The 26,875-nt window shown below is 47.2% G+C and carries 24 protein-coding genes; 7 read left to right on the forward strand and 17 right to left on the reverse strand.

The window, feature by feature from the left end; genetic code table 11:
* Positions 1-28 precede the first annotated feature (28 nt).
* The 3 genes from OU421_RS11650 (at position 29) to OU421_RS11660 (ending at position 2,574) form a co-directional block, all read left to right on the forward strand.
* Entirely contained in the window at positions 29-562 is a 534-nt protein-coding gene (locus OU421_RS11650; protein WP_268186273.1) for an FKBP-type peptidyl-prolyl cis-trans isomerase, read from the forward strand.
* A complete protein-coding gene (locus OU421_RS11655; protein ID WP_268186274.1) occupies positions 562-1,032 on the forward strand; it encodes an FKBP-type peptidyl-prolyl cis-trans isomerase in 471 nt (156 codons plus the stop codon). Before OU421_RS11650 ends, OU421_RS11655 begins: the two co-directional genes overlap by 1 nt.
* Positions 1,033-1,536: 504 nt before the next feature.
* Complete coding sequence (locus OU421_RS11660) at positions 1,537-2,574, forward strand: DUF3089 domain-containing protein (RefSeq protein WP_268186275.1); 1,038 nt, start codon at positions 1,537-1,539, stop codon at positions 2,572-2,574.
* A gap of 220 nt (positions 2,575-2,794) precedes the next feature.
* Here the strand turns inward: OU421_RS11660 and feoB are convergent, their stop codons facing one another.
* Both feoB and OU421_RS11670 read right to left on the reverse strand, forming a co-directional pair.
* A complete protein-coding gene (gene feoB / locus OU421_RS11665; RefSeq protein ID WP_268186276.1) occupies positions 2,795-4,651 on the reverse strand; it encodes a ferrous iron transport protein B in 1,857 nt (618 codons plus the stop codon).
* Positions 4,648-5,289, reverse strand: coding sequence for a metal-dependent transcriptional regulator (locus tag OU421_RS11670; RefSeq protein ID WP_268186277.1), 642 nt, complete (start codon positions 5,287-5,289; stop codon positions 4,648-4,650). The genes feoB and OU421_RS11670 overlap by 4 nt, the downstream gene beginning before the upstream one ends.
* Positions 5,290-5,354: 65 nt before the next feature.
* On the opposite strand from OU421_RS11670, the gene OU421_RS11675 reads away from it, so the two are divergent.
* On the forward strand, positions 5,355-6,008 hold the full coding sequence (locus tag OU421_RS11675) for a DUF5591 domain-containing protein (protein ID WP_407659753.1): 654 nt from the start codon (positions 5,355-5,357) through the stop codon (positions 6,006-6,008).
* A 6-nt stretch (positions 6,009-6,014) separates the two neighbouring features.
* Here OU421_RS11675 and uvrB read toward each other — a convergent pair whose 3' ends face one another.
* From uvrB to uvrA, 3 genes are read right to left on the reverse strand one after another with little or no spacing between them, the layout of a single operon-like run.
* Positions 6,015-7,949, reverse strand: a complete 1,935-nt coding sequence (gene uvrB / locus OU421_RS11680; RefSeq protein WP_268186278.1) for an excinuclease ABC subunit UvrB — start codon at positions 7,947-7,949, stop codon at positions 6,015-6,017.
* On the reverse strand, positions 7,936-9,495 hold the full coding sequence (gene uvrC / locus OU421_RS11685; RefSeq protein ID WP_268186279.1) for an excinuclease ABC subunit UvrC: 1,560 nt from the start codon (positions 9,493-9,495) through the stop codon (positions 7,936-7,938). The genes uvrB and uvrC overlap by 14 nt, the downstream gene beginning before the upstream one ends.
* A complete protein-coding gene (uvrA, locus tag OU421_RS11690; protein ID WP_268186280.1) occupies positions 9,492-12,299 on the reverse strand; it encodes an excinuclease ABC subunit UvrA in 2,808 nt (935 codons plus the stop codon). Before uvrA ends, uvrC begins: the two co-directional genes overlap by 4 nt.
* A 59-nt stretch (positions 12,300-12,358) precedes the next feature.
* On the opposite strand from uvrA, the gene OU421_RS11695 reads away from it, so the two are divergent.
* The 3 genes from OU421_RS11695 (at position 12,359) to OU421_RS11705 (ending at position 13,464) form a co-directional block, all read left to right on the forward strand.
* Entirely contained in the window at positions 12,359-12,562 is a 204-nt protein-coding gene (locus OU421_RS11695) for a hypothetical protein (RefSeq protein ID WP_268186281.1), read from the forward strand.
* A 169-nt stretch (positions 12,563-12,731) separates the two neighbouring features.
* Positions 12,732-12,914 (forward strand): hypothetical protein, encoded by a 183-nt coding sequence (locus OU421_RS11700; protein ID WP_268186282.1) that lies wholly within the window; start codon positions 12,732-12,734, stop codon positions 12,912-12,914.
* Positions 12,904-13,464 carry a DNA-deoxyinosine glycosylase gene (locus OU421_RS11705; protein WP_268186283.1) on the forward strand — a complete coding sequence of 187 codons (561 nt, stop codon included), beginning with the start codon at positions 12,904-12,906 and terminating at the stop codon, positions 13,462-13,464. Before OU421_RS11700 ends, OU421_RS11705 begins: the two co-directional genes overlap by 11 nt.
* A 440-nt stretch (positions 13,465-13,904) precedes the next feature.
* Here OU421_RS11705 and OU421_RS11710 read toward each other — a convergent pair whose 3' ends face one another.
* The 12 genes from OU421_RS11710 to OU421_RS11765 all read right to left on the reverse strand — a co-directional run bounded on the left by OU421_RS11710 (position 13,905) and on the right by OU421_RS11765 (position 26,763).
* Positions 13,905-14,486 (reverse strand): hypothetical protein, encoded by a 582-nt coding sequence (locus tag OU421_RS11710; protein WP_268186284.1) that lies wholly within the window; start codon positions 14,484-14,486, stop codon positions 13,905-13,907.
* 260 nt (positions 14,487-14,746) lie between these two features.
* Positions 14,747-16,384 (reverse strand): hypothetical protein, encoded by a 1,638-nt coding sequence (locus tag OU421_RS11715; protein ID WP_268186285.1) that lies wholly within the window; start codon positions 16,382-16,384, stop codon positions 14,747-14,749.
* 566 nt (positions 16,385-16,950) lie between these two features.
* Positions 16,951-17,604, reverse strand: a complete 654-nt coding sequence (locus OU421_RS11720) for a hypothetical protein (protein WP_268186286.1) — start codon at positions 17,602-17,604, stop codon at positions 16,951-16,953.
* Between the two features lie 972 nt (positions 17,605-18,576).
* Positions 18,577-18,858: a UbiA prenyltransferase family protein gene (locus tag OU421_RS11725; RefSeq protein ID WP_268186287.1), complete on the reverse strand. Its 282-nt coding sequence runs from the start codon at positions 18,856-18,858 to the stop codon at positions 18,577-18,579.
* A 6-nt stretch (positions 18,859-18,864) separates the two neighbouring features.
* Positions 18,865-19,869 carry an urease accessory protein UreH domain-containing protein gene (locus tag OU421_RS11730; protein ID WP_268186288.1) on the reverse strand — a complete coding sequence of 335 codons (1,005 nt, stop codon included), beginning with the start codon at positions 19,867-19,869 and terminating at the stop codon, positions 18,865-18,867.
* A 77-nt stretch (positions 19,870-19,946) separates the two neighbouring features.
* Positions 19,947-20,570 carry a hypothetical protein gene (locus tag OU421_RS11735; RefSeq protein WP_268186289.1) on the reverse strand — a complete coding sequence of 208 codons (624 nt, stop codon included), beginning with the start codon at positions 20,568-20,570 and terminating at the stop codon, positions 19,947-19,949.
* On the reverse strand, positions 20,567-21,166 hold the full coding sequence (locus OU421_RS11740; protein WP_268186290.1) for a LolA family protein: 600 nt from the start codon (positions 21,164-21,166) through the stop codon (positions 20,567-20,569). Before OU421_RS11740 ends, OU421_RS11735 begins: the two co-directional genes overlap by 4 nt.
* A 104-nt stretch (positions 21,167-21,270) precedes the next feature.
* Entirely contained in the window at positions 21,271-22,032 is a 762-nt protein-coding gene (locus tag OU421_RS11745) for a hypothetical protein (RefSeq protein WP_268186291.1), read from the reverse strand.
* Positions 22,033-22,331: 299 nt separating this feature from the next.
* On the reverse strand, positions 22,332-23,231 hold the full coding sequence (locus OU421_RS11750; RefSeq protein WP_268186292.1) for a UbiA family prenyltransferase: 900 nt from the start codon (positions 23,229-23,231) through the stop codon (positions 22,332-22,334).
* Between the two features lie 455 nt (positions 23,232-23,686).
* Positions 23,687-24,823 carry a hypothetical protein gene (locus OU421_RS11755; protein WP_268186293.1) on the reverse strand — a complete coding sequence of 379 codons (1,137 nt, stop codon included), beginning with the start codon at positions 24,821-24,823 and terminating at the stop codon, positions 23,687-23,689.
* Positions 24,824-25,453: 630 nt separating this feature from the next.
* Entirely contained in the window at positions 25,454-25,777 is a 324-nt protein-coding gene (locus OU421_RS11760; RefSeq protein WP_268186294.1) for a hypothetical protein, read from the reverse strand.
* Between the two features lie 50 nt (positions 25,778-25,827).
* Entirely contained in the window at positions 25,828-26,763 is a 936-nt protein-coding gene (locus tag OU421_RS11765; RefSeq protein WP_268186295.1) for a hypothetical protein, read from the reverse strand.
* Positions 26,764-26,875 lie beyond the last annotated feature (112 nt).

Genomic DNA, 26,875 nt, shown 5'->3' on the forward strand with positions numbered 1-26,875 from the left:
CTATTATCCCCGTGATTTCTATAACTGTATGAAGAAACTGTTACTGAATAAGATGACAGGAGTGCTCTGTCTTCTGTTAATATGTGTCTGCGCAGCAGGATGTGCAGACCAGTCGCAGGCAACTGACGTTGCGTCTGCGGGTGATACGGTACAGGTGGACTATAAAGGATATTATGATGATGGAGAAGTCTTTGATTCATCCTATGAACGGGGCGAACCACTTGAATTTGTTGTTGCAGCGGGTCAGATGATCCCCGGGTTTGACGCCGCGGTTGAAGGTATGGCTGTTGGTGAGAAGAAGACCGTCCGGTTGTCTCCTGATGAGGCATATGGAGAATGGGATGAAAGTTTGGTTATGACGGTAGACAATAGTACATTTGCTGAAAATTCAACTCCGGTAATTGGTGAGACCTATTACACGTTAACGGATCAGGGATATGTACAGTTTACGGTGGTTGCAATCAATGGCACGGAAATATCTATTGATACGAATCATCCAATGGCCGGAAAAACGCTGAATTTTGACATTGAACTTGTGGCAATCAATCCTGCAGATGTCTGATGTCTGAAAAAATGGTGCCTCAAATATCTGTGGGTGATACAGTCACCCTGCATTTTTCCTCAACTGACGCAGAGACCGGTGAATTGCTGGAGTACACATATGAGGAAGAACCGAAGGCGTACACCATTGGTAAAGGAGAGATCAATCCCAGGTTTGAGGAAGCACTTATCGGATGCAGAGCTGATGATGAAATCACAGTGGATTTGACGGCAAAAGAGGCCTATGGGACCTACAACAAAGAACTGGTTCTGACGATCAAGCGAAAGAGGTTGCCAAAGAATGCTGTTCCGGAAGAGGGCACAATCATTCCCCTGAAACTGCCCCGTGGGGGCGAGGCACACGTAAAAATTTTGTCTGTCTCCAAATCGACGGTTGTTGTCGATGCAAATCATCCGTTTGCAGGAAGGGATATTCAGTACAAAATCTGGGTGTGTTCCGTCACTCCTTCTGCATCGAATATTCACGACTAACGGTGCGGTTCGGATTTGGGATCTGCCTTCCCATTTACGTTTTTAATTTTTGGATTATATGATCCTGACGAAAGGACCGGAGAATGGGGACTGGTTGCGTTCATCCCCTGTGAATATTTTTCCTGTAATTATATCGGGTGTTTTCAAACATTTATCATTCCGGCCGGATACGTTCTCACGTGATGTTTTGGTTCCTTTGCTAAAGAGTCTCTTCTGATTATTCTGACGAATAATCTGTATCCCGGTGAATGAAATAATCGGAATAAATGAATGGCTGTCTTCCATTCGTGTCGGTTATTGGGTCGGTTATTGCCAATAAGGATACATTTTTTGCAACATTTCACTGTTGAATTTCATACCGGCGGATATGAACCAAATATGATAAATGTCTTCGAACGGATAGAAAAATGAAGATGGCAAATCATTGTGGAGTGTTATCCGATTCTTCCGTTGACTTGCCTGAATCTGTTATTTACAGCGATTATATTTTCCGGAGATACAACAATGACATCCACCCAAAAAGACAAAGATATACCGACACTGGAAGAGTTACGAGGACAGGAATTAGGCATCCCGGTAATGCTACCGCCCTTTAATCCGGATACCGATGTCCCGGATGCTCCGGATTATGCGGACCCCGACAGCTGGCTTACCATGCCCGCATATTTTAGTACGGATGAGCAGCCGGTCGATGTGTTCTGGGTGTATCCCACCATTCTCTCTGACAATTCGACCTATCTGATGGACATCCATGATCCGGTATTACGGGAGAAGGCACACTGGACACTCGTCGAGCAGGCCAGCATATTTGACGGACAGGCAAATATCTACGCACCGTTTTACCGGCAGAATAACGTAAAAATCAATCCCCTGATGCTGACCCGCGCAAACCCCATCTTTCGTCTGGGGCAGGAGGATCTCATCCGTGCGTTTGCCTATTTCCTGGAGCATTTCAACAAAGGAGAACGGCCCATTATCCTCGCTGCCCACAGTCAGGGATCGGTACGGGTCGTTGAACTCTCCAAGACGGGCGAACTCCTGACCGGTGATGCTGAATCACTGAAGAGACTGGTGGCGGCGTATGCTATTGGGTATTCGATTACACCCTCAGATCTCGAACAGAATCCTCTGATGAAGATCAGTGAAAATGCGACGGATACGGGGTGTTTCATTACCTATAATACGATATCCGATGAAGAAGGCAAAGAGAAAGAGGGGCCGACGATCATTCCCGGTACATTTGTGGTCAATCCCTTAACCTGGAAGACTAATACCACGTTTGCACCTGCAACTGCGAATATTGAGGCGGCATTTTTCAAACACGAGCATCCCGAACGTCCGGACAGGCACCCGAATTTTGCAGCGGCACAGGTAGTAAATAATGCCCTTGTGATCACAGACATATCCAATCCTGAAGAGCTTCCGGCGACCAGTGTGACGTTTCCCGCAGGTGTATATCATATGTATGACTATGCCATATTCTACGAAAACCTTCGGCAGAATGTCGGAGAGCGCATTCAGGCATATCTAAACCGGCAGTAAGGCCTGCATAATCCTTTAGATGTCCCTTTTTTTGTTTTATCAAATTTATTAGATAAATTCCTTAGAAATTCAATAAATCCGTTTCATTCCATGAACTGCCTCTCCCCCCTGGGGAGAGGAGGAGCCCGGCGTATGCCGGGCGGGTGAGAGGGGCTGTTGATATATACCTGTTTATTGGACAATTGAACCCAAATGCAAAAAAGATCTATGAAGATATTTTTCAGAGAAACGAGACTGCGAGCAGGTTGATGACGGTCCCGATTCCCATGCCGAGGGTCAGGGTATATGCCGAGACGAGGAGAGCGGTTTTCCATCCCATTTCCCGGTAGAGAACGGCAATTGTTGAGACACACGGCACAAAGAGCACACTCACAATCGCAAAAACATATAACTGCAGACCGCTCATCACCGAGCCGAGATCTGCGGTGCCTGCGAGGATGGCAAGGGTTTCAAAGGCCATCTCCTTTCTGAGAATACCAAATATGAGTGCGGTGGATGCATAGGGTGGAAGGCCAAGGACGGCTTCCATGAATGGCGCGAAGATGTTCTGAAATGCCTGGATGATTCCTGCATACTGGAGAACGCCGAGAAATATACTGCTGACGAGAAGAAGGGGCATCGCAATGAAGAGGAATTCCTTCATATGCAGCCATGCCCGTCTCAGGGTCTGGGCCGGCTGCGGGACTCTCAGGGGTGCCATCTCAAGAATCATCCCGAACTGTTCACCGGGTGCCACTTTTGTCAGCACAAATCCGGTGAGGACGATGAGGATAAAGACGATCAGGTAGATGGAGAAAGCCCAGGCAACACCGACAAATACCGCAACAATACCTGCAATAATGACCGTTCGTGCCGAACAGGGTACCATGGTAATTAAAAATGATGCGATGATACGCTCCCGTTTGGATAACTGCCGGATGCTCATAATGGCAGGCACATTACAGCCGAGCCCCAAAACCATCGGTATCAGCGCCTGTCCGTGCATACCGACATGGTGCATTGCCCGGTCTGCAAGAAATGCCGCCCGCGTCATGTATCCGGAATCCTCAAGGATGGAGATGAGGATATAGAAGACGAATACAAAGGGAAAGGCAATGCCCAGTCCTGCCTGCACCGCAAGAATGAGAGAGAAGAGGATCTGTTCCCAGAATGGTGACAGTCCGGCAGCCATGAGAGGCACAATCAGATAGACATTGAACAGTTCAACAATAATTTCTTCGAGAAAAGAACCAACAAAAAAGACGGTCATAAGCGTTGCAAAGAGCAGGGTAAGGAGGATGGGAATGCCTGGGAAAGCCCGTGTTAAAAGGCTGTCCAAATCCGGTTTTTTCCTCTGTTCTTTCTGCACCGTAATTATATCTGCTATTTTTGCGGCTGCATTGTGGCGGTTTGTCGCGATGATCTGGTGCACTGACATCTGGTGTTCTTCTTCAATTTCTTCTGCCAGTGTTGACGCTGATTCCAGAAGGTCGGCGTCTGTTCCCAAACCCTGCAATGCATCGAGAGCCCCCCGGCGGGAACATCCGTGAATTTTTTCGAGGCTCCGGATGGCGGCTTCGATGTGCTGCCCATACGGGACATGGTAGTTCATTTTCCGTGCATCGGAGAGGGCAGAGGGGATGATGTCACCGATATTTCTTCCTTCGGACGCGGCAGCAGCAATGACCGTGCATCCGAGCATGTCAGAGAGATGGGCAAAATCAATTTCGATACCGGCTTTTTCGGATTCATCTACCATGTTGATGACGACAACACCCGGCAGTCCGTACTCGGCGACCTGAAGAAGCAGGTAGAGGTTGCGTTCAAGATGGGATGCGTTCAGGACCGGAACGATAACATCGATATTCTCTTCATGCAGGTACTGGCGGACACTGGTCTCCTCTTCAGAGGTCCCGTCAAGGGAATAGATGCCGGGGAAATCAACCAGTTCTACAATTTCGCGCTGGTAACATACGCCGCCGGATAATATATCTATGGTCGTGCCGGGGAAATTGCTTATTTCCACACCAATGCCTGTTAACTGGGTAAAGATAAGTGATTTGCCGACATTGGGATTTCCGATGAGTCCGACTTTCATTCAACGGGCTCCACAAGCACAGATGCCGCAATCTCGGGGCTGATTGCAACATCACTTCCCTTAATGGTGACAACGAGAGATCCGTTTGCAAGTTTCCTCTGGATAGTAATCTCTTCACCGGGTATCACACCGATATCATTGAGACGTCCCAGGCGGCGGGGTCCCCGGATTAATGCGACTCGGACGGTCTCTTTTTCCTGGTAGGAAGAGATGGGCTTGAGATCTTCGCATATCTGTGCACAGGGACGGTGGCGTTCCTGTCTGCACCGCCGGGGGCGGGAGAGATACTGATTGAGTCTGCTGATGGTGTCATCTGTTGCTTCGTGTTCCATGCGGCACGCCTGCTGTGAGGCAGTGTCCGGGTCCATCCCCAGCATTTCGGTGAAGAAACATTCCAGTGTTTTATGCTTTTTGAGGACACATTCTGCCGTTCTCTGTCCCTGTTCTGTCAGCCTGACAGCAGTGCCGGGTCCCAGAATAATATCCCCGGATTCTTCAAGGAGTCTGAAGTCAGCCAGAACGACATCGATATTTTTTTCACATTTTTGGGAGATTAGCTGAAGCGTATCTTCTTCAAGAGATTCTATCCGGTTTTCGAGGATCAATTCCAGATAATCCTCATGATCTGAAGGCTGCATATATCAAAATACATTATGCCATCCGCGGCTAATGATAATGTCGGCGTTACCAACGGCGTACCAGGGTGATCGTAATTTCAGATACACAGAGAATAATTCATGAACCAAACTCCCGACGGCTTCTCGAACCCCCGTTTTACCTCAGGCAGTTTGAGGATGCATTCCGTTTTATTATCGATGAATATCATATCCCCCCGCACGACATCGGTGTATTCATTCCCTGTGCGGTAAGAAAGCCCTACAGCACATCACCAAGTCATCGCCTGTTCCATAAAATACTGAATTCTGTCTATGCGGACACCTCATATCATGTGGTCATCTTCGGCACATGCGGGACAGTTCCTGCTGAACTTGAATGCATGTACCCGTATGCCCAGTATCACTATATGCTGGGCAAATGCACAGACCAGCGGGTGAAAGACGATTTCCTGAAGATCGAAACCTATCGCCTGACAGAATTTCTGGAGAAAACAAAAGACACCTATCAGGTGCGGATTGCCTACTGCATCGGGGTGTTTCGCGAGGCGATGGTCCGTGCCGCCGCAAGGACCGGCACAGACCTTCTGCTCTATCCGACCGATCCGATGATTGAACGGATGTACAATGACGACTGCCCGTTTCCGGAAGGGAGTCTCTCGATGCAGGAATATATCGATGAGTTCACGGCCGGGCTTTTGGAGGCGAAGGGAAAACCGGGGGTTGATGACGTTCAGAGGTGACGATATTCATTTTTCTCTCACCTCCGCATTTAGCTTCTTCAGCTTCTCCCGCAGCACAATCGCCCGTTCAAAGTCCAGCCGTTCCGCTGCCTCCAGCATCTCGGTTTCGACCTGAATGATCATATTCGGCAGTTCTGAGCGGGGGATGTGTTTCGTGTCCTGAATCTCGACTTCCTTTTCCCGGATGGGTTTCCGGATGGTAACAGGGCTGATGTCGTGCTCCCGGTTATACGCCTGCTGCATCTCGCGGCGGCGGTTTGTTTCCTCCACCGCCGTCTTGATGGAATCCGTGATTTTGTCTGCGTAGAGGACAACATGAGAGTGGTCGTTTCGTGCCGCCCGCCCGATGGTCTGAATCAGGCTTCGTGCGTCCCGGAGGAACCCTTCCTTGTCCGCGTCCAGTATGCCGATGAAACTCACCTCCGGAATGTCAAGCCCTTCTCTCAGGAGGTTGATGCCGACGAGCACATCAAACACGCCCAGCCGGAGTTCACGCAGGATCTCGGTCCGTTCGATGGTGTTGATCTCCGAGTGGAGGTAGCGGGTCTTGATTCCCTTTTCTGCGAGGAATTCTGTCAGTTCTTCGGCGAGTTTCTTCGTAAGGGTTGTGATGAGTACCCGGTCACCTGCATCAATGGTCTTTTGGATTTCCTCACACACATCAGGGATCTGTGTTTTCACCGGACGTATTGTGACCTCCGGGTCCAGAAGCCCAGTCGGCCGGATAATCTGCTCTACGACATCTCCTGAATGCTCCTTTTCATACTGGCCGGGTGTTGCGGAGACGAATATCACCGACTTCAGGTATTCTTCGAACTCATTGAATTTCAGGGGGCGGTTGTCAAACGCGGACGGGAGCCGGAACCCATAGTCCACCAGTGATTTCTTCCGTGAATAGTCCCCGTTGTACATCCCCCTGACCTGCGGGAGCGTCTGGTGGCTCTCATCGACGACCATCAGGAAGTCGTCCGGGAAATAGTCCAGAAGGCAGAACGGTTTCTCGCCAACCTTTCGGTGATCAAAGAACCGGGAATAGTTCTCAATTCCCTTGCAGTACCCTGTCTCTTCGATCATCTCGATATCATAAAGTGTCCGCTGACGCAGACGGTGTGCCTCGATGAGACCAAGGGTGGGAAGGGTCTCTTCGAGTTCCTTTTTGATCTCGACAATCGCCTCTGCCTTCTCCTCTTCCGGGATGACATAGTGCCGGGCGGGATACACGAAATAATACGGCAGCGTCCGGATTGGCTCGCGGGTGATCCGGTCCATCTCCGTTATTCTCTCAACCTCACTCCCGAAGAATTCAATCCGGATGATATCAATCCCGGAACCGGGGATCAGGTCAATCGTGTCCCCCTTTACCCGGAATCGTCCGGGCTGAAGCTCAATATCATTACGTTCATACTGGATGTCAATCAGGCGTGAAATTATCTCGTTCCGGTTTATGCGTCCCCCCTGTGTTACTTCAAATCCCAGTCCTTCAAAATTTTCCGGGTTTCCCAGACCATATATTGCGGAGACTGACGCAACGACAATCACATCATCATGGGACAGCAGGGACGCCGTTGCAGCCAGGCGCAACTGCTCGATCTTTGGGTTTATCTGCGCATCCTTTTCGATATACTGGTCTTTCTGGGGGATGTAGGATTCCGGCTGATAGAAATCATAATAGGAAACAAAATATTCAACCCGGTTGTCAGGAAAAAAGTCTTTGAACTCGTTGTACAACTGCGCCGCAAGCGTCTTGTTGTGGGCAAGTACCAGCGTCGGTTTCTGTGCCTGTGCAATGACATTTGCCACCGTGAAGGTCTTTCCTGACCCCGTCACGCCCATCAGCGTCTGGAACCGCTTTCCCTCGCTGATGCCTGCCGCGAGGGACGCGATCGCTTTCGGCTGTGAACCCGCCGGGGAAAAGTCAGCTTTCAGATTAAACCCGGTCATCTCTGATCCTCTTTTTCATGAGTGTACGGTTATAGGTTATGGCAAACCGGTGTGCCTCATCCCTGATTTCCTGTACAAAGAGGGACGCTTTCTCATTTTTCTTAATGGGAAGCGGGTGGGGGAACTGCGGGATGAAGATCTCCTCCTCACGCTTTGCAACCGAGATGAGGGGTATCCTAAGACCCAGATTGTTCAGGGCATCCTCCGCTGCATGGAGTTGACCTTTCCCGCCGTCGATGATGACCAGATCCGGGAACTCTCCGTTTTCTTTCAGTATCCTGGAATATCTCCGGTGCACCACTTCGTGGATTGCGGCGAAATCATCAATCCCCTCCACTGTCTTGATCTTAAACCGACGGTAATTGCTCTTGTCCGGGATGCCGTAGCGGAACTGCACCATTGACCCCACCATCGCACTTCCGGCATGGTGCGAGATATCAAAACACTCGATAACCGTGGGGGGTTCCGGCAGACGGAGGCGTTTTCCGAGGGCGTTCACCTTCTCTTCTCCACCGAAGAAGGTCGTCTCGATATTGCGGTCCACGATATCCAGGAGGTCCTTTTTTGTTCCTTTTTGTGGGACAGTCACCTTGACCTTGCGGCCCTTCTGGAGAGAGAGATAGTCTATCACCGCGTCATCCGGCATCTCCGGGAGGACCAGTTCGGTAGGTGGTTCGTTTTCTCCGTAATACTGGACCAAAAATTCTTCAATCGCATTTGACTGAAAATGAAACCTGAATTCCTGCTTCTCGCCCAGTGTTCCCTTGTATACGGAAAAGAGCACCAGGTACACCACATCCTCACGAATCCGGTAGTGGATAATATCTTCATCCGCCTCCTTCGTGCGTTCAACCGCCTGCCGCTCGGAGAGTTTTCTGACCGCGTCTATCTGGTCACGCAGTTCGATTGCCCGTTCAAACTCCTGCGCCTGTGCGGCATCGTTCATATCGGATTCGAGTGTCCGTACAAGGGACGTCGCATTCCCCCTGAGTACCTCACGGGCGCGGGACACCTGTTCTGCATATACCTCCTCTGTCACCGCACCGGCACAGGGTGCGAGGCATGTCCCGAGATGATACCGGAGGCAGGGCCGTTTGGGGATTTTTTTGCACGACCGGAGACGAAACGCCCGCTTAATGACATGAAGAACATGATTACGGTCTTTTCCAGAGACAAACGGGCCGAAATATTCCCCTGCATCTGTTTTCTCCCGTGCATAGTGAATACGGGGATACGGGCCGTCTGAGATGTGGATGTAGGCGTATCGTTTGGAGTCCTTGAGGTCGATATTGTATTTTGGCTGGAGGCGTTTTATGAGAGAATTTTCCAGAATGAGTGCCTCGACCTCATTTTTTGTGACGATATAATCGAGGTCTGCTGCTGTGGAGACCATCGCCTCCGTCTTCGGATCTTTAATCGTGCGGGAGAAATAGCTCCCCACCCGCTTCTTCAGGTTTTTTGCCTTCCCGACATAGATGACGGTGTCTGTGTCATCACGGAAGAGGTAACAGCCGGGATCAGAGGGGAGGGAGTGATAGTCTATCATGCCTGCAGGAGGGGACGGAGATACATGCCGGTATAACTGGTCTCTTCTGCAGCCACTTCTTCCGGTGTGCCGGAAATCAGAATTTCTCCGCCGAATTCACCACCATCAGGTCCGAGGTCAATCAGATAATCGGCTGATTTGATCACATCCAGATTGTGTTCAATCACAATGACTGAATTGCCCTTCTCCACCAGTTCATCCAGTACGCCGATGAGTTTTTTGACGTCATGGAAGTGCAGCCCGGTGGTGGGTTCATCCAATAGATAGATGGTATTCCCCGTCCCTTTCTTTGAGAGTTCACGGGTGAGTTTGATCCGCTGGGCCTCACCGCCGGAGAGCGTCGTTGAACTCTGGCCGAGTTTGATGTAGCCAAGGCCTACCTGCTGGAGGGTTTTGAGTTTCTGCAGAATTTTCGGATGGTTTTCAAATATTTCCACGGCCTCGTCTACGGTCATCGCAAGAACATCTGCAATCGTTTTGTCTCTGAACCTGACCTCCAGCGTTTCGGCGTTGTAGCGCTTCCCTTTGCATTCCTCGCATTCCACATAGACATCCGGAAGGAAGTTCATCTCAATTTTTATGAGACCATCTCCGCTGCACGCCTCGCAGCGGCCCCCCTTGACATTGAACGAGAAACGGCCGGGCTTGTAGCCCCGCATCTTCGCCTCTTTTGTCCCGGCAAATACCTTCCGGATCTCATCGAACACCTTCGTGTAGGTGGCCGGGTTTGACCGCGGCGTCCTCCCGATGGGACTCTGGTCAATGACGATGACCTTGTCCGGTTCCTCATCAAATGAGAGCGACTCATATTTTCCGGGGGTGACGTTTGATTTGTGAATTTTCTTCATCAGTGCCCGGTAGAGGGTGTCATATATAAGGGTGGATTTTCCGCTTCCTGACATCCCGGTAACAACGGTAAAGACGCCCTGGGGAATGTGGGCATTCACATTTTTCAGGTTGTTCTCCCGGCACCCGAGCAGATGAATATAATTTCCGGCACTCCGGCGTGTTTCGGGCACGGGAATCGTCTCCGCCCCGGAGAGATATCGGCCGGTAAGGGATTCCGGATTCCGTTCGATCTCCTGCGGGGTGCCTGCCGCAACGACCCTGCCGCCATCAATACCCGCACCGGGGCCCATATCAACAACATGGTCTGCCTGCCGGATGGTGTCCTCGTCATGCTCGACCACGATGAGGGTGTTCCCCAGATCCCGCAGGTGCTGGAGCGTCTCAATGAGACGGTGATTGTCTCTCTGGTGCAGCCCGATGGATGGCTCGTCAAGGACATACAATACACCCATCAGATTGGAACCGATCTGGGTGGCAAGCCGGATGCGTTGTGCTTCTCCGCCGGAGAGCGTGCCCGCCGCACGGGAGAGGGTAAGGTAGCCAAGGCCCACCTCCTCCAAAAATCCCAGACGGGAATGTATTTCCTTGAGTACCTGATGTGCGATCTCTTTTTCTTTTTCCGTGAGGACGAGCTCTTTAAAAAATTCTCGACAGCTGGAAATGGAGAGGTCGGTGACATCGATAATGGATTTACCGTCGATGCGGATGGCCAGCACCTTCTCTTTGAGCCGCTGTCCATGACAGGACGGGCACCCGGAGACCCGCATGAACTTTTCCAGTTCCCTGCGGCGGTAATCAGACTTTGTCTGGCCATAGAGCCGTTGTGCCTGCGGCAGGAGCCCTTCCCATTTCCCATTGTGGGCCCAGTGTCCCTCGCCGCTTTTCATATTCATCCGGAATTCAATGGTCTCATCAGATCCATACATCAGGGCCGTGTATTGCTGTTCGGTGAGATCTCTGATCGGGGTGAATATATCAAACCCGTAGTGTTTGGCCACCGCTGCCAGGTACTGGATACGGTATCCGTCCAGGAAATTCCGGTACAGGGCAACGGCACCGTCGGATATAGATTTTTCTTTATCCGGGATGATGAGTTCGGGGTCCAGTTCCATGCGGATACCCAGTCCATTGCACACTTCGCAGGCTCCGAACGGGCTGTTGAATGAGAACATCCGCGGCTGGAGCTCTTCAAATGAGATGCCACAGACGGGACAGGCCATACGAGAGGAATAGACACGTTCTTTTTCTCCTTCGGTTCCTGCGACAATTACGAGGCCATCGGATTTCTGCACCGCATTTTCCACCGCTTCGACCAGCCGGGAACGTTCATCATTCATGCACCGGTCAAGGACGATCTCGATGTCATGCTTTACATACCGTTCCAGCTGGATTTCCTCATCCGTCCGGATAATATCTCCGTCCACTCTCGCACGGACATATCCTTCCTCATTCAGGTCACGAAGGAGCTGCTGATAGGTGCCCTTCTTCTGGCGGATGATGGGGGAGAGGATGGTGACTTCGCCTTCAAAGTCAGACTCGATTGCGTCTGCAATCCGCTCCGGGGACTGTGATTCGATTTTTATTCCATGCTCAGGGCAGTATGGTGTTCCGATCCGCGCAAAGAGCAGCCGGAGGTAGTCATAAATTTCGGTAACGGTGCCCACCGTACTGCGTGGATTTTTTGAGGTGGTCTTCTGTTCTATCGATATCGCCGGTGAGAGACCCTCGATGGAGTCCACGTCCGGTTTATTCATCAGGCCGAGGAACTGACGGGCGTATGCGGAGAGTGATTCCACGTATCTCCGCTGCCCTTCGGCATATATGGTATCAAAGGCAAGTGTTGATTTACCGGAACCGGACACACCGGTGATGACGATAAACTGGTCCCGCGGAAGGTCCAGTGTTACGTTCTGCAGGTTGTGTTCCCGTGCTCCGCGTATGGTAATATGATCCATAACTCAGTCCAGATATATATGTGCGCCCCTTAAATAGACCTACAGGTAGGGGTATAAGTATGGAGATTTTGAATGACAATCCGCGATGTGATTTTTGCGAGAAGAAAGCGATCGGCATGCAGATACTCGGATGCTGTAAACAGGAAGTCTGTGAAGACCATGCGGAAGAGATGCTGCTTGAAATGAAACCCGGTGAGCGGAAGGACTGGGGGGCGTGTTATTATGTGCGGTACGATGATTTGAACGATTCCGGTGGGGAATGATTGGGATAAATAAGAGGTCATGTCTATCCCCTTACGGAGGGATGAACCGGTATTCCTGCCGGGGATTCTCACACTCGACCTATGGGCTGTATTTTCCATGATTATGACCGCAATCAGGGAGAAAAATAGAGGTATGTACATTAAATATTGAGAAAGTAAATTGATGTACATGAACAGCACCGCTACGAATTTAAGGTGTGATTTTTGCGAGAAGAAGGCAATTGGCATGCAGATCCTGGGTTGCGTTACCCAAAATGTCTGTGAAGACCATGCGGAAGATATGCTGGTTGCAATGAAACCCGGTGAGCGGAAGGACTGGGGAGAATGCTATTTTATACGATATGCTGAGTAACCAATCCCTGGTGATTGATTATTCCGCGTCAGGGCTTGCACCGGTTTCTGGTTCAGGTCCTTCTGTTTTGATTCTGGGCAGTTATCCGAGCGAGCAGTCGTTGCAGCGGCAGGAATACTACGGTAATCCCCGGAATCAGTTCTGGAAGATTATGGGAATGGTGTTCTCATTTCCATTTGAGTACCCGGAGTTGCCCTATCATGAGCGGCTGAATTATCTGACCAGAGAGGGCATTGCCATCTGGGATGTGGTTGAATCCTGTTCACGAAAACGTAGCAGTGACAGTTCGATATGTGACGTGACACCCAATGATATTCGCGGGTTTTTGAGAGAGCATCCCACCATCCGGTGCATTGCCTTAAACGGGAAAACGGGTGCCGGACACTGGTTTAAGCGGTATTTTTCTGATGTTGGGGAACCGGAAAACAAAGACACTGATTTTGTTATTTTACAGCTCCCCTCCACCTCTCCGGCGTATGCGGGGATGAGTCTTGATGATAAGGCAGAATTGTGGCGGGGGATATTGCCGTTTTGTGTGAGTTCAAAATGAATGAAGAAAAATCGGACGTCAAATGAACGTATATTTTAGCCTGCTTCATTCTGTTTTCCATGCAACCCGTTACTGTCAATACGAATGACTGCCACCGGCTGATATCCGGATCATCAATCACTCTTCTTCGGCGTGATGGTGGTCAATGTGATACTGGATCCTACTCTTTTACCCGGTTCATTTTCAGGTATTGCAGCTGTTTTGAATTCAGCGATGCTTTGACATACCACATTGCATGAACAGAGGTGTGCTCCGAGGCGTTGTATGAAGAGAATCTACTTCATAACAGGCATTCCTGCCCGCTTCTGAGAATATCCATTTTTCCATTTTTTTCGAACTGTGAGAAACAGGCAGGCATTTTATCAGACTTCAGATGAATCTCAAAGATTTGATATATGAAAAATTCACTGGAAAAAAAGGTGTTCGTCATTATATTTATTCTAAAACAGCTCCATGAGCGAGAATATGAAGGCTATCGTGAGAGGCAGAATGATAATCACTGCAATAAATATCACAATGACCAGCAGCGTCCCGATGATTATCTTGTCCTCTTCTGTTTCCTGTGTCATGATTTTGGTGCAAATCGAATGAATTGCCGATTCAATCATCGTCGGACGGTCATCATCGGCACAGAATCTGGATATAAGGGCATGGAATATCAAAAAACCAAACGAGATGATGAATACCATCAACAGGACCGGAGAGTAGAGCTTGTCGGTCAGGGTCTGGATTGTTACGGCCGAATCAAGAAACAGGTACCCGAAATAGAGAACGGCGAGAGCGAAAACTGCCGTTGTGTATTGGCGATATTTTATCAACAGAAATGCAAGTGAACCCGCACCGATTGCTTCGAGGAATAAGTATAGTCCTGCCGGGGGTCCGGCGAGTCTTATTCCGAAAATAAAGGCTTCCCAGTTTATAATAAAGACAAAAATATGGATCAGAAAGGACAGGAGAAGGATTGCTATAAGGCCATACTTCAGTAAAACATCAATATTTTTTAAGACTCGTTTTATTTCCATCGTTTTTCCCCGTCCTGGTTTTTACCGGATACAGAATGTTCGTCTCTTCGGGTATACATTAGTACGTTCGTCGAATATTCAGCAATCGGATAATATTCCCGCGTTTGGTGGAGATAAATTGGGAAATGGTGATATGAGTGAGATATGAATATCTGCATGTCTCTTTGATTTGGATTAGAGGGCCCGCCCCATCATCCCGGTAAAAATATTCAGAACCATTCCATCGAAATGAAAAGGGAGAGGATACTCATTGCACCTTACTATTCTGCAGTACTGGCAACAAGGTATCCGCCGTCTGATGTCGGATTCACCGAAGTAATTTTGAACAAATTCTCCAGATCCATCGGGTGACGAATAACAAGAACGGTCTCAGTTCCATCCCGGGAGTGTACATATAACTCTGTCTTGCCTACTGCACATTTTTTTGTGTCGAACGTCAGATCAGGTGCGGTTTCATGACTGAATGAGTCCGGGCCGGGGGGGAGCACCTCCTCACTAATGATATTTCCCTCATGATCGAGCGTATACCTTCTCTCACCTTCTCCGCGGAGATACACATCTGTTGTTCCGTCATACCGGGGCTGTATTGAATAGACCACTCCGTCGTCCTTCTCGACGAATTTCTGCTTCCAGAGATAATTTCCCTGAAGATCAAGAGCCGCGATCACGTTTCCGCTCTCATTGGGATCATCGCATTCTGCATAACAGTTCACCAGCAGGTTTCCCTCCGGTGATACTACTGCTCTCCCGCAATGTGTGAAGTCATTCTCTTTCTTCTCCCATGCGGTATTCCCTTCCCCGTCTGCACAGAGTATCCATCCGTCAGACCCCTCTTCATTTATTTCTCCGGTCAATACGTATCCACCGTCGGGTAAGGCCAGGCCGTTATTTATCTGTGTATGAGGATAATAGCGGTGCCACCACACATTTCCCTGTCCATCCAGCCGGAGAACAATTCCATCAAGCATGACCACCGTATACTCTCCTGCTGTTGGAAGGAGATCCCTGATCACACTGAGATCTGTTTCAGGATAATCGGAAGTGTCCCGGCGTATATCCCAGACGGGACGACCGTAACGATCGAGTTTCATTACCCGGAGACTCGGTTCTGTCTGCCCGGCATACTCGAACATGCCGGCTATAACGCCGCACCCGCCATCTTCTGACGGACATGCATAGAGGTTCATCACACTGCGTCCATTCACAAGGGCCTGCCATTCTGTGGCTCCTCCTTCGTTGATTTTTGTTAACAATGTATCCCCGGTGTAATCTGGAACTGATGGAGATGCAACGGCGTGCGTACCGGAGAAAAACATCGAAAACAGGGGCATTACCAGTAAAAATAAAAATACAATGGCAAATGCCGCCACCATCAGAATCACTATTTGTTTGACTGTATGATCATCTGATTTTTTTGTCTCGGTTGTGAATGAAGTCGTTTCGATTTTCGATTCATTCATCGATTCACGTGTAGATTCACTTATCAGTGTATCATGACCACCATTCCCGAATCTGGCTGAGAGGATATGAATAATCAAAAAGAGAAGGGAGATGATGAATAACACCAACAGGAGGGGAGAGTAGAGATTGTCGGTCAGTGTCTGTATTGTTACGGCCGAATCAACAAAGGTGTAACCGAAGTAGATAACGGCGAGAACGGCAACAGCAAGAGTGTAACGGCGATATTTTATAAGGAGAAACGCAAGCGAACCGGCAATCATTCCTTGGAGGAGCAAGTACATCCCGGCCGGCGCGCCATTGAGTTTCACCCCGAAAAAATAGGCTTCCCAGTTGATCGTAAAGACAAAAATAAAGATCAGAAAGGACAGGAGAAGGATCGCGACGAGGACATATCTGAATACTGTATCTAAGTTTTTTAGGATTTGTTTCGTTTCCATCGTGTTTTCTCCATCCTGCTTATTAACGGATACAGAATGTTCGTCCCTTCTGGTATACATTAGTACGTTCGCCGAATATTCAGTGATCGGATGAACAGATAATTACATGAAGAGGAGCACTTTTGTCGCTCACATCATTTTGTAACAGAAAACTGTATCGTGAAAAAAAGGTGGGGATAAAACTCAATCTCTTATGCAATACATATGGAGAAGGGGGACATCACTCCTCCAGACAACAGGTACTGCCCGTCGGCAATGAGGTCATACAACACTCTGCTGAGTTCGGCTCCGTTGTAAAAAATATTAGATCTCTGTATATCAATCGAGATACCGACGATGATTGCCGTTTCGACTGATTCTAGCTAACCACTTGCAAAGGACGAGAATAATCCCGATATCCATGGCATTCAGAATCTGAGATTTGTAAAGGTCATAACAGCTGGTTTATCCATATTTATTAGCTTATTGAATTCCATTTGGGACCTTTCATTTTGATACCAAGACTAATTGATTTGAGAAAAATTGCGTTGCGAACCCTATTTTTACTGAGATTGATGGCGATAGTATCAATCGCAACGTTCACAATCCAATTTCCCTACCGAACCCTCACGAGTCGCATACAGACTGGCATCGTTAATGAGAGAATGTACCCGTTCTTCAGAATACCGAAGGGAGGCATCATCCAGATAGCCATAATACAGGATAAAATAATCCTCTGAGGAAGAGATGAATGGACGTTCTGCAACAATAAAATATCCCTGGAAAGTATCCGTTGAGTATGCGGTAGCAGAGAGGGTATACTCATAACCATCAGGTGTTTTCATGTGAAGGAGCACAGGTATGATACTACCGTGAGAGGAAAGATAATTACATAACTCACATTGAGCCTGCAGGAAATTATCAAAATCCTCAAAATAACAGGATTCTGTCATTAGCCTGGCCCTGGTTGCAGTATCACGGTATTCAGTATGTGAACATAGGCCATTTTGGTCAGATATAAATGGAAAATCGGTAGATTCCTCAACACCGAGGAGATAAATTGAGCTATTTTCAATTGATTTGATGTCTGAGCCCGGGATAAACCAGTCTTTTCTGATATCGGGAGGAGGGAGGCCGGGACCAACTGGCAATACTACAAAAATCAGGAATAAACAAACGATAACAATACCGGATACCGCTGCAATTATCGCGAAATGCTTTTTTTGAAGATGCCGATCCATATCAAACACCAGACAGGGAGATATTATGGGTTGACCCATGTGGCCGTGGTTCCCCACAAGTTTTTATAGTCAGTAGTGGGCTGAATAACTAATAGATATTCCTCCCCACGTATCACATGTATTACATACTGTATTGAAAACTCACTATATCCAGCACAGGTGATACTATTTTCCATGAAGCTGGAAATTCCCTCTGCCTGTGCCTACATGAAGCATACTATTAACGAATGGCTTTTGCGAATTTACTGTATTCTTGATTTTTCCCAATTCAGGCATCCTGTAGTATAATAATCAGGTGTTTTTGCGTTTTTTCACTGCTGAATCGAATACTAATACTCAGGAATAAACTGGGAAAAATACCCCTTGCATGGGAGTATCAAAACGGCCATTGTGTGTATATTCATAATAGGTAACAACGAGGAGAACTACTGCAAGAGCAAATAATAGTTACCTATTAACGGCAGATAATTACGAATCATATTCATCAGAAAAATAAATTATTCAAATATAATTATACTGGTGTGGTAATCGTGTATCGATGCAATTTTCCTTAATACCGGCATTCTATAGCAGTTCGTCTTCAAAACGCGTTTCATCTGTGTGCTTACTGCGGGCATAAATGCAACACTCTCCAGCAGCACGGAGAGTGTCTGCATTCCAGTTCTTTTTCCATATGTTTACCTCCGTTTTATCAGGAGGTAAACCATGAAATCAGCTCCAAATACTATCGAAGGCAATGAGTTTTGCCTCCGTGCAGTGCGGGGTTCATATGACTGTGTGAAATGAGGTGAACTCCCGACTACAATTTATCGTTGTATCTTCAGGTATACATTAGTTCGTTCGCCGAATATTCAGTGATCGGATGAATGTATACCAACACGGAAAAAACGCATTTTTGCTGCTTAAACGAGTTGCAGAACAGACAATGGGATCCGGGAAAAATAATTGGAGAGTGGGTAGAACCCTGTTTTCTTATGCAATACATACAGTAGAGATGTACATCACTCCTCCAAGGAGCAGATACTGCCCGTCTGCTATGAGGTCATACAACACTCTGCTGAGTTCGGCTCCGTTGAACAAAATAATATAACTCTGTACATAAATCGCGATACCGGCAATGATTGCCGTTTCGACAATTGAGAGATATCCGTTGCAAAGAACGAGAATAATCCCGATACCCATGGCGTTCATTACTGACAGAAGGATTCTGGTCTTCTGTATCCCAAGGATCACAGGGATGGTCTTTACGCCCAACCGGATTTACATCCAAAATAGCAACCAGAACCCAAACCCAATCAGGATAATCCCACTAACAGCTTTAATTACATTCCTGTGTTCTCTAATTTTGTTCGACGAGCTATATCCCCCGATGATCCCGACTCCAATAAATGGCGTGAGCACTCCGGCCCCAAAGACCAGTAAGAGTGACAAATCCTGTACCGTGCCATCAATTAGGATTTTGCTCAGCAATATGAGTATCATTGGTGCCGCACATGGAGCCTTGACGATTGAAAACAACATACCCAGAAAGAATAAACCAGCCAGAGTGGCAGAATACTTCCGAACAGAGGATTGAATAAAGGTGTTTGTGTCAATAGGAATTCTTAACAACCCAATAAGGTTTACCCCAACAAGTATCGTGATTACCCCTGCCACGATAGTGAGGCATGGACCGAAACCACCGAGCGACATTCCCGCGAGCAGGACGCAACTCCCCATAAAGATATACGCGGCAACCAGCCCCAGGCCGAATGTCAGTGAATTTAGTATACTATTTCTCAATCCCTTGCCCGAACCTGTGACATATGCCAGTATAAATCCCAATATTGCCATCAAGCAGGGCGAGAAACCGGAAAAAAGCCCGAATGAATACGCAAGCGGGATGTCCCAGTCTATATCAGAAGGAATTTCCCCCCTATCAGTTTCTGAAAGAGCACGCTCAATTGCTGCCCTGATGTTTTCTTCGGTGATTTCCTCTTTGGGAATTTTTATGGTGCCGTTCACAACCACGGCCGGGACTTCGAGAAATCCATGTGGTTTCCATCTTTCCCATCCTTCCAGAGTACCGGTGTCGATCCATTCGATAGTCAGGGTACCGTCATAGGCATTTTCCAGATCTGCAATCAGTGGATCGGTAATCTTGCAGTCCGAGCATCGATCCATATGATAGTATTCAAGGAAAATCGTTGAGGCACCAACTGTGGAAATGCACAGTATGCAAATGATGAATAGAATGGCAATTATATGTGGTACTTTTACGGTCATGATTTTACCGACCTCCAGAGAGCCGTGCAGATCGTATCATTCACCCTCAGCACAATCCACAAACCATCCATCGGCCATCAGTCCATTTCATTCCGTGCAAACCGTTTTTCCCACATTAATAGGACAACAATGGAAACAATCCCGACGAGTATGAGTCCTCCAAGGATGGGGATAACGGGATACTCTAGTATCAGATAGCGCAGAAGAATTATTGCGGATACTATGAAGTAGAAGACAACCCATCGCACGAGATTAACACGATATTTACCACGTTCGATAAAGATAATACGCGTCAATAGTATGCCGATGATAACAAGGGCGAGGAACCAGAAGATCTGGTTGACGGAAGATACGAGGGATGCATAGAGATATATCAAAAAAACCGCGACGACAAGAACGGCATCGACCACCTTCTCAATGACGGCTCTTCTCTGCTTTGTATCTTTTTCTCCGTGTCCCTCCAGTTGAAGGGCGTGACGGAGGATATTCGTGATGGTGGGGTCAGCCAGATGTTCCTTTCGTCTATACCACACCATGAGAAGAAAGTGCGTTGCAGTGGGAACCAATGCCAGGAGGAATATGGAAGATAGTGGTAACGGCAGGTACCCCTTCACGACGAGGATGCCGATAACAAGAAATGATACAAAATACACTGCAACTGAACGCCACATTTCCTCTTTGATGATATAATCTATTTTCATATGTACACCTCAGACGCACCATAGGGGACGGTAAAAGAAAACTCGTCATCGTTTGTTATGGAATTTATAGAGTAATTTCGATATTCGAGGGATAATACCAAATTGCCCTCATAGTAACTCTGCAGTTTCAACGGGATCAAATTATTTGAATCGATCCATACAAGGTACTCCCTTGCACTCCCGTTGTCCAGCTCATGAGGAATCAGTTTCACTCTATAGACCTGAGTTGAGTTGATCGATTCCATTTCTGGATCTTCTATGGTGTATTTTTCAGTAATGTTAGTCATAAATGTATAGATCGCAGGCTCCGGTATCTTCTCTGATGGAGTCTGATTCCTTATCAGCACAACATTTTTGATAGGATCATAGATTCGGATTTCTTCTCCATTTGAAACGATCTCCGAGTGTGTGAAGGAGCCGCTCCTCTCAATCCTTCGGAACTTATCCGGCTTCTTCAAACGTACATCATACTCAACAGTTCTCGTTTCATTCCCGATGTACATAGTAAGTGTTTCGATGTACGCTAAGCTCTCGATGTTTTGCTGACTCTCTGTAACTTTTTCCAGAAGCGTATTTGCATCAATATCTGAATCCATACAACCAGAACAAATAAACGCAAATACTACGATAATCAACATGAATTGGGTGTGCCATTGTAACTTCATCTAATCCACCGTAAAAAAGAAGGTATTTGCCTCATTTATAGGCAAGTTCCCATACACCACGCTATCTCTACCCCCATACAAACCGCAGCAGGTGCACAGGTATACGGGCTTGGCATATAATAGCAGGGTGTCAACAACGCTACACATATGTCGCAGATTGGAATTCCTGGTGGGCAGGGGATTCCCAGAATCGCACAGAGACAATCCCCAATGATGCAACTGGAAACACAGTCCCAGTAACCATCTTCTTCTGTTGCGAAGAACTGTTCTGGCATTCCTTCAGCCAAGGCACCGCCATCGATTATAATTTCTTCAATTACGTCTCCATTGCTGTCGATTCTGCTAAACGTAAGTTTATTCAGGGATTTGTCCTGATACGTACTTGTGTACTTGAGTACCCGAGCCCCATCATTGTCCCATACTGCAATAACATTCGACGTCTGAATGGAGTCGCCATTGTCGATAATAGATTCAACGGGCAATACGACAGCAGTTATCTGTTTAACTGATCCATCGTCATACTTCTTCTCGAGAGAAAATGCCTTGGCGTTGTCGACGATCATACTCAGATCTTCGGAACGCGGGATTCCCGAAAGTTTTCGCACATCGTTCAGATTCAAAGCAGAAGCAACAGCCTCGTACTTTTCCAAGCCCGATAGATCGGTTTGCCCCATCTTTTGTTTGACATCGCCACAAGATGTACCAGGTACACAAGCCATTGCCGGCACCATCACCATGCTGACCAGCAGTAACGCCAGCAGCACAGACAGTAACCGGGTTCTGAATTTCATTTTCATACTTTTTCCTCCGTTTTTCGAACCGGAGGTAAACCATGACAACAGCCTCAAATAGTATTGAAACCAATGAAGTTTTGCCTCCGGGCAGTGCGGGGTTCATCTGACTGTGTGAAAGGAGGTGAACTCCCGACTACAATTAACTCTCATCTTTTTTAGTATACATTAGTTCGTTCGCCGAATATTCAGTAATCTGATGTATGTATACTGACACGGAAAGCAACGCTCTTTTGCGGCTCATACGATTTTCAGAACAAATAATAGAATCCTGTGAAATAAGAAACGGGTTTTAGCCCCGCCCCTTATGCAATACATACGGTGGAGATGTACATCACTCCTCCAAGGAGCAGATACTGCCCGTCGGCAATGAGGTCATACAGCACTCTGCTGAGTTCGGCTCCGTTGAACAAAATAATATAACTCTGTACATAAATCGCGATACCGGCAATGATTGCCGTTTCGACAATTGAGAGATATCCGTTGCAAAGAACGAGAATTATCCCGATACCCATGGCGTTCATTACTGACAGAAGGATTCTGGTCCACGGAATTCCAAGGATCACAGGGATAGTCTGCACGCCTGTCTCGGCGTCGCCCCGTACATCCCGTATGTCAAATACCGTTGAATCGATAAATGACAGGAGAAAGAAGAAGAGCCCCATTGCAATTGTCATCTCCCCAAGGGGAATTCCTGCGCATGCAACCGGCAGAAGTGCGACCGGAAGCGCCCAGGCAAGTCCCACAATGAAGTTTTTCACAAAGGGGATGTCCTTCAGGCGACGGTACCTGAACCTGTCGGGCAGAAACGGTATGCTGTATAAAATTCCGTTTACGAGGGGTATGGCGGTGATTACCGCTGCCATAATCCCGTACATCCCTGCTATCAGAAATGCAACAACGTATGCGGCAAGGGATAAATACATAAGACTGTTTATATGTTTTTTCGTGAACGCATAACGTTTGGAATGGTTGATTGCATCTTCATCCTCGTCTGTTTTCCTGTTCAGGTTGTATACCGAAAAGGTGACAAGGAACATGATAACGCATGACGCCGGAGATACCGGTATGTCCTGTAGCACAGAAGACAGGTAAACCATTGAAACGGCGGCAATGCAGAGATACAAAGAGCTGTACAAAATTGTATCAAACAATGACTGAAGATTCAGCTCACTGTTTCCGGGGGTATGCTCGAATTTGAACATACATTACCATGGTTACAGGTAATTGACATTAGTTCGTTCGCCGAATGTTAAGTTATCTGACTAATATAAAGAATGCCCTCGTGAGAGTCAGAAAAAATCCCTTTTGAGTATTTGCAGGGGTATATGAGGCTGAATACTTTTGATATGTCCTGATGATATGAAAAGAGGTACTCACCGATGTAATGGCTGGACTGTTTCAGGGCTGATAAGGTCATTTGTAATAGTATATCCGTGATTTGTCAAAATCATCCAATGACATTCTCATCTGAATCTTCTTTGACCAAATCTTTGTTATTTAGATAATTCTGTGAAAAGAACAGCAGGCAAATTCCGGCTGAAAGAAGAGGAGGGAGTTTACAACCTTGCTGCGATAGGCATTGTGCATATCAACGTGCAAATCGAAATACCGGACCCTTCAGAATCCATATCGACCATCCCTGCACGATACGAAGCGTTCAGAAATAAATCGAATTTCCGAAGATAGCAAATCCGCCGTCTGCCGTCTGAATGATTGATGTAACGTATCGATCATTCCCGATATTAAACGATTTATCCCATGTGACCGCCCCGTCATTGTCAAGCTTGACGACCTGGAGGGGAGTGCCGCGATGGCCGGACTCATGCAGTTGGTTATATTTTGGGTTAGAATATCCGGCATATGCATATCCGCCGTCTTCAGTCGCGACGATGAATGGGGAGGCCTGCACGGGCCGTTCCGCGATCAGTTCGCCTTTTGCAGAGAGGGATACTTCGGTTGTCTCCGTGAAAAAACTATATTCCGGGCCCCTGGTAATAACCTGTTCGGTAGCATAGATGAGGTCATATGTGCCTGCGGGGGAGAGACGGACGATATAGAGGCGGGTAAGTAATTCGTTCGAAAACGTCCTGTTCCATACGCGGTCTCCTTCGGCATTGAGTTGGGCGACCCACGCACCGGCGTCGCAGGTTCCTCCGGTGACAAAGCCTCCCGCGGGTGCTGTGATTATCGTTCGGGCACTCTTGTCCGGAGCAAATGCGGTCTCCCAGAGGGTCATTCCATTCTCGTCAAGTCTGACGGACTGATTGTTCCCCACTACAGCATATCCGCCGTTCGGTGCCCTGACCAGCACCAACCGTTCCCCCCGTTCGCTTTCGTCATCGATTGATGTGTTCCAGAGGGTATTTCCCCTTACATCCATCCGTGTCAGAACTCCCGAATGTCCGGCGACGACATACCCGCCGCCCGGAGCCTCGACAAGTGATTCACCCCATTCCAGTGTTGTATCAATGGCGATATCTGATACCGCCTCACCCCCTGCATCAAAGGTAAAAATGCGGGGGATGAGACCCTCTGTGCCTGCGACTGCGTACCCGCCGTCAGAAGTCTGGATAATCGCTGCACCGGTTATTTTTGGGTCGCCATCAATGATCGTGGTCCACTGCTTGTTCCCGTCTGCATCGACTTTGAGGATCCAGATACCCGTTATTATATCTCCTGTGCCGTACTGTCTTTTATTGAGACATCCGGCGGTGAATAGTGTGGTTAGTATGAAAAGAACGACGATGATCACGGTGGCCGTATTCCGTATTCTTTGGTGATCCTGGCTCAGCATACTCTAAATTCTTGTTCTTTTGGTATACATTAGTACGTTTGATGAATATTCGGTGATCTGAGGAATATGTGGGCGTTCGGATTGAGATGACGTGAGGTGATGAACAGTATCTGGGAGGGGCATGTGATAATCCTCTTTGCCCTTGTGGTTCTGATGACGGTTTGAAAATCTTTCTATGGCCTTTGTGATTAATGGATCTCTTCAAAAAAAAGGCTGGCCGGGTTTTAATATGATAATATCTCCCGGGTGAAGTTACATTGTAAAAATACCTGTCAGGATCGTATGTCCTGGTTTGAATTATTGGACAATTTCGTGAACTTTTGATGGGATATTGTTTAACTGTCAAATTCATTTTCCCGACGAAATTATGGAAAATTTGGATCACGTTAGTGAATAGTATTCTAAGGTGGTTCAGCACAAAGTGGCAATGTATTGTCAGTACATCTGTGTTGATGTACGACTGTCGATTTTTCGGGGATTTCCACCATACCAGCCGAACACCGGCTCTTTGCGGCTGTACTGCTCACAGATGAAGAGAATGGGTTTTCTGCCCGGACCGGATGGGACTGTTCTCCGGATTTATAAAAATCGAATGTCCGATGAGGGTATTTTTGAACAGTTATTTGTTCATTAAGATAATTGTCTCCCTATTTTTCGGGCAATGATATTATATATCTCTGCAAGAAGGAACCCAACAATACTACTAATGACGATGACTGCACCAAGGCACCCGATAATGGTATAGATGTTGAAGAACTGAAAAAACCCTGCATATTCTTTCGGAAGGAATATCATATTCCCTCTGATGATGAAATAATACAATAAAAAACCGCAAACAGACAAAATAATAGCAATACCGGAGACAATTCCGGTGAACATTTTTACAAATGAAAACGTATCGATTTGAGAGATTTCAACAGAATCTGTGTTGGTTACCTGTTCCTGTTTTTCCATGAATTTTACCTACATTAAATAATTATTATAATTTTGAAGAATTAAAATATTTATGAAATATATGTCCATCCTGTATCGGTGAAATATGTCTGTACAGGAGGGAAATATAACGGCCCAACTTCTGCGATGTGGCCACCTGTTGTCTTATAATTACCCGACGAAAGAACTGTGTATGCGAAACCGGCCTTCATTTCATATACATTGCAGCCATCCTTATAATCAAGGGCATATGTTATTCCATTGTCTTTTTCCAAATCAGATGCAACGGACATGTAAGGAATTGTATACCAGGGATTTGGAAGCCAAACTCTGCTATATGATTCAAAATCCACAGTCATTGAAAATAATCTCTGGTTAAGAGACGATTCGGGATGCACAACAATAAAAGGCAGACCGTCCAATAATTGTTGTTCTTCCGTTTGGTCGTTCGTGGATAAACCAGTATTCTGATCCTCTGAGCATATGAATGGCTGTTGGTAAATAAACTGTTTTGTGCTTTCAGACATACCATTTAATGCATCTGGAAAAACGTTTTCAAGAAATTCTCCGGTTGTAATATGTTCACCCTTAAGTTCATTGTATACCTTCAGTTGCTCTTCACTTGCAGTAAATGAATGTCCTTGCTTCACATCGTCTCTGGATATTTCTTTAATTTCATATTTTACCGTCGTTGGAATATACTCATTATTTTGTCCTTTCATCATTTGAGATGTCGAAGATAAATCCGCAGTATATCCAATTTTAGATAATTTCAACAGTGTTGAATCAATTTTCTCTACAGATTGCATTATTTTTTGATGGTCTTGCACGGATACGGCCTGATTGTAGTCAATAACTTGTTCATCAAGAAGTTCAGTCAATGACGTTTTTATGATTTCTGTGTCATTACTCTCTTGCTGCGCACTCCCCGCCGACACCATCACCACGCTCACCAGCAGCAACGCCAGGAGCACGGAGAGTGCCCGCATTTCAATTCTTTTTTTCATACTTTTTCCTCCGTTTTTCGAACCGGAGGTAAACTATGACAGCAGCTACAAATACTATCGAAGCCAATGAAGTTTTGCCTCCGGGCAGTGCGGGTTCATCTGACTGTGTGAA

It is taken from the genome of Methanogenium organophilum, assembly GCF_026684035.1.
Taxonomy (GTDB): domain Archaea; phylum Halobacteriota; class Methanomicrobia; order Methanomicrobiales; family Methanomicrobiaceae; genus Methanogenium; species Methanogenium organophilum.